Source organism: Streptomyces sp. GS7, assembly GCF_009834125.1.
GTDB lineage: Bacteria > Actinomycetota > Actinomycetes > Streptomycetales > Streptomycetaceae > Streptomyces.
In genome coordinates, this window is the sequence record NZ_CP047146.1 from 5,907,724 (window position 1) to 5,921,392 (window position 13,669).

At 73.9% G+C, this 13,669-nt stretch carries 11 protein-coding genes; 8 read left to right on the plus strand and 3 right to left on the minus strand.

Going from position 1 to position 13,669, the window contains the following annotated elements:
• Positions 1 to 193 precede the first annotated feature (193 nt).
• From GR130_RS25765 to GR130_RS25795, 7 genes are all read left to right on the plus strand, one after another.
• Complete coding sequence (locus tag GR130_RS25765; RefSeq protein WP_159506921.1) at positions 194 to 1,297, plus strand: NADH:flavin oxidoreductase/NADH oxidase; 1,104 nt, start codon at positions 194 to 196, stop codon at positions 1,295 to 1,297.
• 91 nt (positions 1,298 to 1,388) lie between these two features.
• Positions 1,389 to 2,474, plus strand: a complete 1,086-nt coding sequence (locus tag GR130_RS25770; protein WP_159506922.1) for a WD40/YVTN/BNR-like repeat-containing protein — start codon at positions 1,389 to 1,391, stop codon at positions 2,472 to 2,474.
• A 162-nt stretch (positions 2,475 to 2,636) separates the two neighbouring features.
• Complete coding sequence (locus GR130_RS25775) at positions 2,637 to 3,314, plus strand: uracil-DNA glycosylase (RefSeq protein WP_159506923.1); 678 nt, start codon at positions 2,637 to 2,639, stop codon at positions 3,312 to 3,314.
• Between the two features lie 40 nt (positions 3,315 to 3,354).
• A complete protein-coding gene (locus tag GR130_RS25780; protein ID WP_159506924.1) occupies positions 3,355 to 4,248 on the plus strand; it encodes a phospholipid scramblase-related protein in 894 nt (297 codons plus the stop codon).
• On the plus strand, positions 4,241 to 5,335 hold the full coding sequence (locus GR130_RS25785; protein ID WP_201304998.1) for a BadF/BadG/BcrA/BcrD ATPase family protein: 1,095 nt from the start codon (positions 4,241 to 4,243) through the stop codon (positions 5,333 to 5,335). The genes GR130_RS25780 and GR130_RS25785 overlap by 8 nt, the downstream gene beginning before the upstream one ends.
• Before the next feature lie 93 nt (positions 5,336 to 5,428).
• A complete protein-coding gene (locus GR130_RS25790; protein WP_443043659.1) occupies positions 5,429 to 6,385 on the plus strand; it encodes a sirohydrochlorin chelatase in 957 nt (318 codons plus the stop codon).
• A gap of 355 nt (positions 6,386 to 6,740) precedes the next feature.
• Complete coding sequence (locus tag GR130_RS25795) at positions 6,741 to 7,091, plus strand: nuclear transport factor 2 family protein (protein ID WP_159506926.1); 351 nt, start codon at positions 6,741 to 6,743, stop codon at positions 7,089 to 7,091.
• 57 nt (positions 7,092 to 7,148) lie between these two features.
• Here GR130_RS25795 and GR130_RS25800 read toward each other — a convergent pair whose 3' ends face one another.
• The 3 genes from GR130_RS25800 to GR130_RS25810 all read right to left on the minus strand — a co-directional run bounded on the left by GR130_RS25800 (position 7,149) and on the right by GR130_RS25810 (position 11,278).
• Entirely contained in the window at positions 7,149 to 8,306 is a 1,158-nt protein-coding gene (locus GR130_RS25800; protein WP_159506927.1) for a lactonase family protein, read from the minus strand.
• Between the two features lie 151 nt (positions 8,307 to 8,457).
• Positions 8,458 to 9,975 carry an FUSC family protein gene (locus GR130_RS25805; protein WP_159510214.1) on the minus strand — a complete coding sequence of 506 codons (1,518 nt, stop codon included), beginning with the start codon at positions 9,973 to 9,975 and terminating at the stop codon, positions 8,458 to 8,460.
• A gap of 358 nt (positions 9,976 to 10,333) precedes the next feature.
• Positions 10,334 to 11,278, minus strand: a complete 945-nt coding sequence (locus GR130_RS25810; RefSeq protein WP_159506928.1) for a TetR/AcrR family transcriptional regulator — start codon at positions 11,276 to 11,278, stop codon at positions 10,334 to 10,336.
• 98 nt (positions 11,279 to 11,376) lie between these two features.
• Between GR130_RS25810 and GR130_RS25815 the strand changes: the two genes are divergently transcribed.
• Positions 11,377 to 13,251, plus strand: a complete 1,875-nt coding sequence (locus GR130_RS25815) for a right-handed parallel beta-helix repeat-containing protein (protein WP_159506929.1) — start codon at positions 11,377 to 11,379, stop codon at positions 13,249 to 13,251.
• Positions 13,252 to 13,669: the final 418 nt, after the last annotated feature.

Below are 13,669 nucleotides of genomic sequence, written 5' to 3' on the forward strand. Positions count from 1 at the left end.
CTCCTGGGCTGCGGATCTGGCGACCGGCGGCGCGCTCGCCCGCGATCTCCGGGTGAGCGCCGCGGTCTCTGAGGGATCCATTGTACGAGGGACATCGTAGTTTGACATTCACCGTACTACGACGCCTATCGTATGAGCCGGGATCCAGCGGGACCCCGGACCACCCGTTCGCCCTCAGGTACAGGAGCCTGCCGTGAGCGCACTCTTCGAACCCCTCCGCCTTCGGTCGCTGACCATCCCGAACCGCCTCTGGATGGCCCCCATGTGCCAGTACTCGGCGGCCCCCGAGGGGCCGGCCGCGAGCGCGCCCGGCGACTGGCACTACCAGCACCTGGTGGCGCGCGCGGCGGGCGGGACCGGCCTGATCCTCACCGAGGCGACCGCGGTGCGCCCCGAAGGGCGCATCAGCCCGTACGACCTCGGGCTGTGGAACGACACCCAGACCGAGGCGTTCCGCCGGATCACCGACGCCCTCAAGGAGCAGCACAGCGTCCCCGGCATCCAGATAGCGCACGCCGGGCGCAAGGCGTCCACGGAGCGGACCTGGGTGAACCGCGGCGGCCCGATCCGCCACGGTGAGGGCTACGGCTGGCAGCCGGTCGGGCCGAGCCCGCTGGCGTTCGCGGACGGTTTCAGCACGCCCTCGGAGCTGTCCCGGGAGGAGATCGGCGAGGTCGTCGCCGCGTTCGCGGACACCGCCCGCCGGGCGCTGGCGGCCGGCTTCGAGGTGGCCGAGATCCACGGCGCGCACGGCTACTTGATCAACCAGTTCCTCTCCCCGTACAGCAACCGGCGCACCGATGAATACGGCGGCTCGTACGAGAACCGGACGCGCCTGCCGCTGGAGATCGTGGACGCCGTCCGGGCGGTGTGGCCCGAGGAGCTGCCGCTCTTCTTCCGGATCTCGGCGACCGACTGGCTCAGCGAGGACGAGACCGACGACCGCGAGGGCTGGACGGCGGACGACACGGTGCGCTTCGCCCGGGACCTCAAGGAGCACGGCGTCGACCTGCTGGACACCTCCACGGGCGGCAACGCCCCGGACGCCCGGATCAGCGCCGGGCCGGACTACCAGGTGCCGTTCGCCGAGCGGGTCAAGAAGGAGACCGGCCTCGCGGTGGGCGCCGTGGGGCTGATCACCGAGGCGCAGCAGGCGGAGAAGATCGTCGCGGACGGCCGGGCCGACGCCGTGCTGATCGGCCGCGAACTGCTCCGCTCGCCGAGCTTCGCGCAGCACGCCGCCCGCGAACTCGGCGCCTCCGCACATATCCCGAGCCCGTACCACCGGGCCGTCTGACCTGCGCGGACACCGTACGGGGACGCCGTTGTCAGTGCCGGGGTGCACACTGACGGCAGCTGAGACAACGGCGTCTTGGAGGTGTTCCGGCATGACGGACGTACTACTCGCGGTGGGCACCCGCAAAGGGCTCTTCATCGGCCGCCGGCGGCGCGGCAGATGGGACGTGAGCGGCCCGCACTTCCCCGCGCAGGCGGTGTACTCCCTCGCGATCGACACCCGCCGCGAGCGGCCCCGGCTGCTGGCCGGGGCGGACAGCGCGCACTGGGGCCCGTCGGTGTTCCACTCCGACGACCTGGGCGAGACCTGGCGCGAGCCGTCCCGCCCGGCCGTCAAGTACCCGGAGTACACCGGGACTTCGCTGGAGCGGGTCTGGCAGCTGCATCCGGCCGGCCCCGCGGCACCCGATGTGGTGTACGCGGGCACCGAGCCCGGCGGCCTGTTCCGTTCCGAGGACGGCGGCGAGACCTTCACCCTCGTACGGGCCCTGTGGGACCACCCGAGCCGCGGGAAGTGGATGCCGGGCGGCGGCGGGCTCGCCGTCCACACGGTGGTCACCGACCCTCGGGCCGCCGACGTGGTCACCGTCGCGGTCTCCGCGGCCGGGGTGTTCCGCACCGTCGACGGCGGCGCCAGCTGGGAACCGTCCAACAAGGGCGTGAAGGCCGTCTTCCTGCCCGACCAGCACCCCGAGTTCGGCCAGTGCGTCCACAAGATCGCCCAGGACCCGGTCGACCGCGACCGGCTCTACCTCCAGAACCACTGGGGCGTCTACCGCAGCGACGACGCCGGCGCGACGTGGACGGACATCGGCGGCGGACTGCCCTCGGACTTCGGCTTCGCGGTGGCCGCGCACCCCCGCAGAGGCGATGTCGCCTACCTCTTCCCGATCACCGCCGATATCGACCGGGTGCCGGCCGAGCACCGCTGCCGGGTGTACCGCACGGGCGACGCGGGCGGCAGCTGGGAGCCGCTGAGCGACGGCCTCCCCGAGGAGGACCACTACGGCACGGTGCTCAGAGACGCCCTGTCCGTCGACGACGCCGACCCCGCCGGGGTGTATTTCGGCAACCGCAACGGCGAGGTGTACGCCAGCGCGGACGACGGCGACACCTGGCGGCAGCTCGCCTCCCACCTGCCCGATGTGCTGTGCGTCCGCGCGGCCGCCGTCGCATGAGCCGGCCGGGGACGATCGGACGATCCGGCCCAACGGAGCGGAGGTGGCGGGGAGTTGTGACGGCGTGCGGAGCGCCCGGTGGGGCATCCGGAACTCCGGTCCGGGTCCGGACCGCTGGCCTTCGGTTGAGGGGAAGCGGGCTGCGGCCAGTAGGGTGATCCCGTGGCTGCACGACCTCTCCAAGACATCGTCGAACCAGGCTGGGCCAAGGCACTTGAGCCGGTCGCCGGACAGATCGCCGCGATGGGCGACTTCCTGCGGGCGGAGATCGCCGCGGGGCGGACCTACCTCCCGGCCGGCAACAACGTTCTGCGCGCCTTCCAGCAACCCTTCGATGAGGTGCGGGTGCTCATCGTCGGACAGGACCCGTACCCCACCCCGGGGCATGCGGTCGGGCTCAGTTTCTCCGTGGCGCCGGACGTCCGCCCGCTGCCCGGGAGCCTGGAGAACATCTTCCGTGAGATGCACTCCGACCTGGGGCTGCCCCGGCCGTCCAACGGCGATCTGACCCCGTGGACCCGGCAGGGCGTACTCCTGCTGAACAGAGCGCTGACGACGGCGCCCCGCAAGCCGGCCGCGCACCGCGGCAAGGGCTGGGAGGAAGTCACCGAGCAGGCCATCCGCGCACTGGTGGCGCGCGGGGGTCCGCTGGTGGCGGTGCTGTGGGGGCGCGACGCGCGGAACCTGCGGCCCCTGCTCGGTGACCTGCCCGCCGTCGAGTCGGCGCACCCCTCCCCCATGTCCGCGGACCGGGGATTCTTCGGCTCGCGGCCGTTCAGCCGGGTCAACGATCTCCTGGTCCGTCAGGGGGCGCAGCCCGTGGACTGGCGGCTGCCCTGAGGCCCGGCGGGGCCGGATTGCGGGCGATAGTGTTCCCGGCATGACGCATGCGAACATCCCTGCGGGTTGGTACGCCGACCCACAGGGCGCCCCCCACCAACTCCGCTGGTGGGACGGCTCCCAGTGGACGGCGCACACCCATCCCGGGCAGCAGGCGCAGGTCCAGGAGCCGGCCGCGCAGCCGCTGGTACCGCAGCAACCGGCCCCGGCTCCGGCTCCGTACGGCGGGCCGGGCGTCAGCCCGGCCGATCTCCATCACCAGGCGCAGCGGCAGGCCGGTGTCCAGCGCCAGGTGCAGCAGCAGGCCGGCGTCGCACCCACCGGGCCGGGCGGCGGCACCCTGTTCACCGAGCCGGTGCTGGTGGTCAACCAGAAGGCGAAGCTGATCGAGGTCAGCAACGAGTACGCCGTCTACGACCAGAACGGCAACACCCTCGGCGCGGTCGTCGAGGTCGGGCAGAGCACCGCCAAGAAGGTGCTGCGGGTGGTCTCCAGCCTGGACCAGTACATGACCCACAAGCTGGAGATCCGCGACGCCCACGGGCGGCCGCAGCTGGTGCTGACCCGGCCCGCGAAGCTGCTCAAGTCCAAAGTGCTGGTGTCGCGTCCGGACGGCTCACCGGTCGGCGAGATCGTCCAGCAGAACGCCATCGGGAAGATCAATTTCGCGATGCTGGTCAACGGGCAGCAGGTCGGCGCGATCAAGGCGGAGAACTGGCGTGCCTGGAACTTCGCGATCGTCGACCACGCGGACACCGAGATCGCCCGGATCACCAAGACCTGGGAGGGCCTCGCCAAGACGATGTTCACCACCGCGGACAACTACGTCCTGCAGATCCACCACCAGCTCCCCGACCCGCTGCTGAGCCTGGTCGTCGCCACCGCGCTGACGGTCGACACCGCGCTCAAGCAGGACGCCCGCGGCCTTGGCTGAGCGCGGCGGCACGACCGCCGGAAACCCTCGGGGATCCGGGAGCGCCGATCGTCCCGGGGACCTGGTCCTGGGGGTCGACTCGGGCGGATCCGGACTGCGCATCGCCGTCGCCCGGGCCGGCGACCCGCATGCCCGGCCGCTGGCCGCGTACACCTCGCGGGAGCCCGTACGCACCGGTCCCGCCGGCATCGACGCGGACCATATGCTCGGCCAACTGCTCCCCGCGGGTGAGGAGTTGGGGCGCCGGGTGGGCGGTGACCGGTTCGCCGCGGTGTGCGTGGGCGCCGCGGGTATGGGCACCCTCGGGGACGAGTTGCGCGCCCGGTTGCCCGCCGCGCTGGCCGGCGCCTTCGGAGTGCGGCGGCTCGCCCTCGCCGCGGACGCCGTCACCGCGTACGCGGGGGCGCTCGGCCAGCGGCCCGGCGTCGTGGTGGCCGCGGGCACCGGCCTGGTCGCCGTGGGGACGGACCTGACCCCGACGGGCGGTTGGCGGCGGGCCGACGGCTGGGGCCATCTGCTGGGCGACTGCGGCAGCGGTGCCTGGATCGGGCGTGCCGGGCTGGAGGCCGCGATGCGCGCGCACGACGGGCGGCCCGGCGGCTCGCCGGCCCTTCTGGCGCGTGCGGAGGCGGTGTTCGGGCCGGTGGCCGGACTGCCCGGTGCGCTCTATCCGCGACCCGACCGGCCCGCGGTACTGGCCTCGTTCGCGCCCGAGGTCGCGCACTGCGCCACCGGGGACAGCGGGGAGCGCGGACGCGTCGGGAGCGCGGGAACCGTCGGCGACGCCGTGGCCGCCGGCATCCTGGCCGACGCCGCACGCCATATCGCGGACGCCGCGGCGGCGGCCTGTCCGCCCGGCCCCGGAATGCCCGTTGCGTACACCGGCGGGCTGTTCGCCCTCGGGGATCCCCTGCTCTCCCCGCTCCGTACGGCGCTCGCCGAGCGGTTGCCCGGCGCCCGCCCGGTCACGGCCGCCGGCACCCCGCTCGACGGGGCGCTGACGATCGCCACCGCACTGGCGGCGGGCCGCCTGACGCTGCCCGCCGATCCGAGGTTGTTGCAGATCACACGGCCTGCGGCGCGGTAGCCGCCGTGACGCGCGGGATAAATCGGGACGGATACCGCTCGACCGAACCCTCCCTCGGCGGCGGGACACATCGAGGCGTTAGCATGCGGCGCCATGAGTTCCCCCACTGGGCCCGCACCTGGCTCGCCCGTTTCTGACGCCGAATCCCCGAGCCCGGGAGCCGCACCCGGCCTGCCTGTACGTATGCCGCGCGCGCGGCAGTCCGGCCGCCATCGCAGGCCGGAGCCGCTGGCCGCCCCCGAGGGCGCACCCGCCCTCGTGCTGGCCGTGCCCGGCACTCCCACCGCCGGCTCGCGCAGCCTGGCGGAGGAGGTCTCCAGCATCGCCCGCTCCGAACTGCCCGGCCTGGACGCGCGGATCGGTTACGTGGACGGCGGAGACGACGAGTTCCCCTCCCTGGAGGCCGTACTGGCGCAGGCCGCCGCCGAGCAGAAGGTCCGCGCCGCCAACGCCGGGCAGTCCGACCCCGGTCCGGCCGCGGTCGTCGTGCCGCTGCTGGCCGGTCCGGACAGCGCGCTGCTGCGCCGGATACGCCAGGCCATCATGAACAGCGCCTCCGCCGCGGAGCTGACCGACGTCCTGGGCCCGCACCCGCTGCTCGCCGAGGCGCTGCACGTCCGCCTGTCGGAGGCCGGGCTGGCGCGCGCCGACCGCGCCCGGCTGTTCACGGTCGCCACCGCGGCGGACGGCATCATCCTCGCCACCGTCGGCGGCGAGGAGGCGGTGCAGGCCGCCGGGATCACCGGCATGCTGCTCTCCGCCCGGCTGGCCGTGCCGGTACTGGCCGCCGGCCTCGACGAGGAGGGCGCCATCGCCCGTACCGCCGAGCAGCTGCGCTCCTCCGGCTCGCAGCAGCTGGCGCTGGCCCCGTACCTGATCGGCCCCGAACTCGCCGACGGCCTTCTGGGGGCAGCCGCGGCGGAGGCCGGCTGCGCTTCGGCCGAGACGCTGGGCGCGTACGGCACGGTGGGCCGGCTGGTGCTGTCCAACTACGCGTCGGCAGTGGGGATCAGGCTGCCGGGCCAGGGTGTGGGGGCGCCGGTCCGGTAGGCCCGGCCGCCCGCGCCGCATGCACAGGGGCCGCCGCCGCGCCGATCGCGCGGGGCGGCCCTCGGCGTGTCCGGGGCCGGGGTGAGGGGCGGCGCCGCCGGGATCGTCCGGTGACCGGTGTCCGGTGACCTGGTCCGACGCACGGGTGCGGCACCTCGCGGCCGGACGGGGCGCTGAGCAGCCCAGACGACCGCCAGGCGGCCCGTAAGGGCGGCGGACACCCCGCGGGCGTCGGAGGGTCCGCGGGCGCGCGAGCGGGCGGCTCAGCGCCTTCCGGCGGCGGTCCGCGGGGATGCCCGCACCGCCTCCGCTACGGTCGTGGCGCCGGCCCCGTCCCCCCATCAGGAGGCAGCCCATGACGCACCGCAGCAACGTCGAGGCCGTTCGCGCCTGTTTCGCCGCCTACCTGGCCCAGGACCGCACGGCCATGGAGCGGCTGCTCGCCGACGAGTTCGTCTTCACGAGCCCGCAGGACGACCACATCGGCAAGGCCGCGTTCCTGGAGGTCTGCTTCCCCACCGCGGACCGGGTCCGCTCCCAGGAGCTCCTCGACACCGTCGCCCTCGACGACGACCAGGTCTTCGTCCGCTACGAGTACGAGCTGAAGACCGGGGAACGCCATCGCAACGTGGAGGTGATGACGGTCCGGGGCGGCCGGCTCACCGAGACGCAGGTCTACTTCGGCGGGCGCTTCCCGCAGGGATGACGCCGGCGGGCGCCCGCCCCGCGCCCACGGCCCCGCACACAGGGCCCGTCCGACGGATCAGGGCCGGGCGGCTTCCGGTCCGCCGCGGACGAACACCACGCACGAAGCGGCCGGCGCCGCGATCGAGCCGCCCCGCGCGGGAACACCGGTCTCCGGGTCGAGGGTGAACCACGTGACGTCGCCGGAGCGTTCGTTGGCCGCGTAGAGGTGCCGCCCGTCGGGGTGCAGCGCGAGGTCGCGCGGCCAGTGCCCGCCACAGGGCACGGTCGTGACCAGGGCGGCGGTCGCGCCGCGCGCGTCCAGGGAGAGCACCGCGATGCTGTCGTCGCCCCGGTTGGCGGCCCAGGCGAACCGGCCGTCCGGGGAGATGACCAGGGCGGAGGGGAAGGTCGGCCGGGGCGCCCTCGCTCCGTCCCCGCTGCCGCCGGCCGCGGCCGCCCGGGTGTCCGGAAGGAGGGGGGTCTCCCCCAGGGGCGTGAGCGTGCCGCGGTCCGCGTCCCAGCGGCAGAGGGTCACCGTCGGGTCGAGTTCGTTGATGACGCAGGCGAGGTCGCCGCGCGGGTGGAACGCGAGTTGGCGCGGCCCGCTGCCGGGGCGCAGCCGTGTCTCGCCCCGTACGGTCAGCTCCCCGCTCGCGGCGTCGAGCGCGCAGACCCGCACCGAGTCGGTGCCCAGGTCGACGCCGAGCAGCCAGCGGCCACTGGGGTCGGGACGGACGGCGTGCGCGTGCGGGCCCTCCTGGCGGTCGGCCCGGGGGCCGCTGCCCTGGTGTTGCAGGACCCGGGCCGGGCCGCCGAGCGTGCCGTCGGCACGCACGGGGAGCGTACTGACGCTGCCGGAGCCGTAGTTGGCGGTGACCAGATGGCCCGCGGCCAGGGTGAGATGGGTGGGGCCGGCGCCGCCCACGGGGACGGCGGGCGCGCGCAGTACGGGTCCCTCGGGCGTCAGGGCGAAGGCGGCGGCAGCGCCGTCCGGGATCTCGCTGACCGCGTAGAGGTGCCGGCCGTCCGAACCCGGCGCCAGGTAGGAGGGGTTGGCGAGGATGTCCGTGGAGTGCAGCGGGGTCAGCGCCCCGGACTCCGGGTCGACGTCCGCGGTGGTGACGCCCCGCCCGCCGGCCGCCGTGAACGATCCGATGCAGGCCCGGTACGCCCGCCGCCCGCCCGACGCCGTCCCGTCCGCTGCCGCCTGCGTCGTTGACCGGGTCGTCCCCACTGCTCGCCGCCCTTCGTCCGCCTGCCGATTGGCGGCCGCCCGCCCCGGGGACGCCGTGTGGCGGCCGGGGAGTGCCCCGCTGTTCCGGCGACGCTAGCAGCGCCGGGCGGGTAGCGTGCCGGGTTGGCTGGCAACCGCCGTCCCGCGCCCGTCAGGACGCCGCGAACGGCGCCCGCGGTGCGCTGCGGACGGGCTGTGCCAGCGCGGTGAGCGCCAACTCCAGGCCGTGCAGATGCGCCAGTGCCCGCTCGGCGCCGGGGTGGTGGGCCGGCGCGGCGGCCCACCCACTGGGCGCGGTCGCAGACTCCCCGCCGGGCGCGAACAGCGTGCCCACCACGGCCTCCACGCGCTGGCAGGCGGCGATCAGCCGGGCGTCGTGCGAGGCCGCCGGATCGGCAGCCACCTCGGCCAGGCCCCGTACCTGCGCGGCGCATTCGTCCAGGTAGGCCACGACCTGCCGGGCGCGCGCCTTGCGGTGCCGCAGCGGGTTGAGCGGGTGCAGCAGCGGTACGAGCGACAGCCGCACCCCGCCCAGGATCGCCTCCAGCTCGGCGACCAGCGGCGCCGGATCGGCATCCGGATGTCCCGCGAGCCGGGCGGCGGCCTTCGCCGTGCAGGCGTGCACACGCCGCACGGCCTGCCCGACCCGTTCGTCGGTGACGGAGTGCGTGGTCACCGGCAGGACGAGGAACACCGCGAGCAGGGCGCCCAGGGCCCCGACGGCCGTCTCGCCCACCCGCAGGGCGAGCAGCGCCGGATCGAGCACGCCGAGCAGTCCGTACAGCATGCTCGCCATCACGGTCACGGCGAGCATCATCCAGGTGTAGGAAACGGCGGCGGCGTAGAAGATCCCGAAGACGCTCAGGGCGACGATCACGGCCGCCGCGATCGGCTCGTCGTGCAGCGGAACGGCGAGGGCGAAGCCGAGCACGACCCCGAGCACCGTTCCCAGGAACCGCCGGAACCCGCGCACGAGCGTCTCGCCCCGCGAGGTGGTGTTCACGAACACCCACCACGTGGCGCCCACGGCCCAGTACCACCGCTGGTCGGACAGCACCTGCCCGAGGCCCAGGGCGAAAGCGGCCCCTACGGTCGCCTGCACGGCCTGCCGCGTCGTGATCCGCGCGAGCCCCGTCCCCCCGGTCGGGGCGGCCACCGGGGCGGGCGCCGGCAGCCGCCGTTCGTAGCACCACACCCCGAAGCGCACGACCGACGACGCCGCGAGCCCGAGCAGCACGGCCGCGGACGACTCGGGGAGCTGGCCGGGAGCGGTGTGCAGGAACTGCGCGGCAAAAAAGACCATGAAGGCGAACACGCCCAGCGAGTGCCCGCGCGGCCCCCACCGGCGCGCGTACACCCCCGCCCCCACGACCGCCAGGAACGCCAGGTCGCGCGCGACGGGCACGTCGTGCAGCAGGGCCGCGAGCGCGAGCAGAGGGAGGCCGACGACCGGCAGCAACGCGGTCGTCACGGCCTGGCCGCGGACCGTCGGATCGGTCACCGTGAACAAGGCGAGCAGCGCGGCCAGACCACCGGTGATCGCGGCGACCAGCGCATGCCCGGCCAAGCCGCACAGCGCCACGGCAAGCCCGACCCCGACCACGGCCCGGGCCGCGGAGCGCAGTCGCATACGCCCCGGATCCGGCGCCATGAACGCCTTCTTCAGCAAGTCGTCCCGACCCTTCCGCACACAGGTGCACCGCGACATGAGAAAGGCGCCGCGGGGATCCGCAGCGCCATCGACGCCTACATCTCAGCATCTGGGCGGCCGATTGCTCAATAGGAACCGCCAGTACTGGGCCAATGGTCCAGTGAGGACCGCCGCTCTCCTGCCATCGACGGACCAATGGAACACTCATCGAGGCACTTCGCCACCGTCCGGCCCCGAGCCGCTCCTCCGCGCACCCTCACCGGCGGAGCCGCTGCCGCCGCCCATGCCACCCCCTCGGCCGCGGCGCGCACGCCCCGCTCGGGACACCCGTCCCCGGCTCCGGTCCTGACCTGCCATCCACCTGCACGCCTCCTGGCTAGCGGGGGTCGCCCGTAGAACCTGCGGGTACCCCGGAACCGGCGGGCGCCGAGCTCGCCGTTCGCCGCTGCCGGTAGGCCCGCTGCCGGCAGGCGCGCGAGCAGTAGTCCCGTGGACGCCCCCGCCGCGTCCCGTCGAACGCGGCACCGCAGACCGAGCACCGCCCTGCGCTGGACCGCACCCCACTTCCGTCACGTTTTTCGTCACGGTGGCGCCGGACGAGCAGTTCGACGCCGTCGAGCGTGCGGGCCAGACCGAAGTCGAAGGGGTCCTCAGGCTCGTCGAAGCCACCGGCCTGCCACAGGCGGCCGAGCGCGGGGTACGGACTCATACGCTCGACCAGTTCCTCCCGGCCGCGCCACCACTGCGCGTTCGAGACGCCGGACTCCCGCTCCTCGCGCAGGACTTCGTGGACCTGCAGGGCGGCGGTCTTCACGAAGCCGCCGACCAGCGAGACCACCGCGACCACCTCGGAGGCCCGCAGCCCCGTCCCCTCGGCGATCCGCAGCGCGCGGTCGTAGTCGGCCATGATGTTCGGGCCGGGCAGCCGGCGGCTGCCGGCGGTGTGCACGAGCCACGGATGCCGCAGGTGCAGGGCCCAGTGCGCGCGGGCCCAGGCCTCCATGCCGGCGCGCCAGTCGCCGTCCTCGGGCCCGGGGCGGTCGGGCGCGGCCAGGTCGAGTTCGCCGACCGCGGCGTCCCGCATCAGCTCGACCAGCTCGGCCTTGCCTGGCACATGCCGGTAGAGCGACATCGTCGTGAAGCCCAGCCGCTCGGCCACCCGCCGCATGGACAGCGCGGGCAGCCCCTCGGCGTCGGCGACCTCGATCGCCGCCGCGACGATCCCGGCCAGGCTCAGCCCCGTCCTGCCGTGGCTCCCCTTGGCGCCCCAGAGCAGCTCGACGGTGCGTCCAGGATCCGCCGCCGCGTTCTCCTCGGCCATGCGCACTCACCTTCCCATCCTTGACGCCCACCCTAGCCCGGCGTTTATGGTGTACGCCGCCGTGTACAACATAAACCTCCTCGGGGGAAGGTACATCCATGCTCGACGACCAGCCCGACCAGCTCCACGTCGCGCCCTGGGGCCGCGATTCCTGGCCCGGCACGCTCGACCGGCCGTTCGCCACCCTGCCCGCCGCCCAGCGGGCCGTCCGCGCCCGCACCGCGTCACTGCGCTCCGACCTCGTGGTCAACCTCCGCGCCGGAACGTACGTCCTGGACGCCCCCTTCACCCTGGATCCGGCCGCGGGAGACTCGGGAGAGAACGGCCACCGGGTCGTGTACCAGGCCCACGGCTACGGAACTCCCTTGCAGGAGAAGGCCGTTGTCAGCGGCGGCCGGATGATCACCGGGTGGCGTCCCAGCGAGGTGGACGGCGCCTGGCAGGCCGAAGTGGGTTCGCTGGAGACCCGGCAGCTGTATGTGAACGGCCGCCGCGCGCCCAGGGCCTCGCTCAGCCCCGGCATCCCCGGCAGCGTGACGAAAACCGAGACCGGTTACGTCACGGACAGTACGGCGCCGCAGCGCTGGCAGGACCCGACGAGCATCGAGTTCGTCTTCCCGTGGGTGTACCCGTGGTCGGAGGCCCGCTGCCGGGTCGCCGGGATCACCGGCGATGCGCGGTCCACGACCATCACCCTCGTCCAGCCCGCCTTCGACCGGGCCCGCGAGCTCTACACCGCCACCTGGGTCGGCGACCGGCCGGCGAGCGCCGAAAGCGGCCGGGACACACGGTGGGACGGCCTGGCCCGGCCGAGTGCGGCGGAGAACAGCGTGAGCTTTCTGACCGAGCCGGGCACCTTCGTCCTCGACCGGCGCACCCCGGGGCGCCACGTGCTGCACTATCTGCCGCTGCCCGGTGAGGACCCGGCCGAAGCCGAAGTCGTCGCCCCTGTGTTGGAGAAGCTCGTCGTCGGCCGGGGAACCGAGGAGAACCCGCTGCACGATGTGACGCTGCGGGGCCTGACCTTCTCCCACGCCGGCTGGACCGAACCGGACGGACCTGACGGGTTCCTGCATTTCTTCGCCACCACCTACTACGGCGGCGGGGAGCTGCAGAAGGTCGAACTCGCGGAAGGGAAGGCCCACTTGACGATCCCGGCAGCACCCCGGTTCCTGCCCGCCAACGTCGAGTTCACCGCCGCCGTGCGGGTCGCACTTCACGACAACCGGTTCACCCTGCTCGGCGCCGGGGCGATCGGCTTCGCCGGCCCGGGCCGCGACAACGCGGTCGTCGGCAACCACATCGAGGACGTCTCCGGTAGCGCCGTGACCGTCACCTCCGGCACCGGTACCCGCATCCGGCAGAACCTGATCCACCGCGTCGGCCGCGAGTACCACGGCTCCCCCGCGATCTGGGTGATGGACGCACGCGAGGTGACGGTGGCTCACAACGAGATCCACGACGTGCCCTACAGCGGGATCGTCGTCACCGGCGGCAACCAGGCCGCCCGGGTCCGGATCACCGAGAACCTCATCCACCGCACCATGACGGTGCTGGCCGACGGCGGCGGCATCTACCTCAACGGCAGGCAGGGGACCTCCTACACCGACGGCACCCTGGTACGGGGCAATGTCGTCCGCGACACCGTCACCCCCTACAACTTCGGCCTCTACACCGACTACGGTGCCGCCTGGGTCACCGTGCAGGGCAACGTCGTCCACCGCGGCGACACCCCGATCGTGCTGCGGGTGACGCCCCCTCTGGAGAACGTGACCTTCCGCGACAACTTCTGGGACGACCACCCCGCCGGGGCCGACACCCCGCCGAACGGAGTCACCCTCGCCGGGAACAAGGTGCTGCCGAAGGACGGCTTCGAGGAGGCGCTTGCCGCCGACCCCGCCGGCGCCGCCATCCTGGCGTCCGCGGGCCGGGGTGCTCCGCCCGTCGGCCCACGACCCGACCGGGCCGGGTGACCCTCCCCAAGGGGCAAGGCCGACGCCGATCCGGGAGCAGCGCCAGAGTGTGAGGCTTGGCCGCGTCGAGCGTATCGTTGAGTGAAGACATCAGTGCAGTTCCGCTGAGGGAACCGAAAACCCGGCCGAGCGGCCGGGGCCTGATGCGGGCTGATTTCGTCTGAGCCGCACGTGCGGCCGGAGAGTTGGGAAGACAGACGCCCGGGCGAGGTCGCCACGTCGGTGTCGGGGACCCGAGGTGCGACCTCATGCCGCGGCGGGGTCGCCGGCGACGCCTGTCCGACCCCTCTCCCCGTCCGTTCACGACGTGTGGGCCGGCGTGGCGATCAGCGTCGTCCGGCGTACTCCCAGCGAATCGGAGATGGTGTCGTGCGCACGTGTGCACTGTCGGTCACGGACCCGTGGGGCCCGCCCGGGG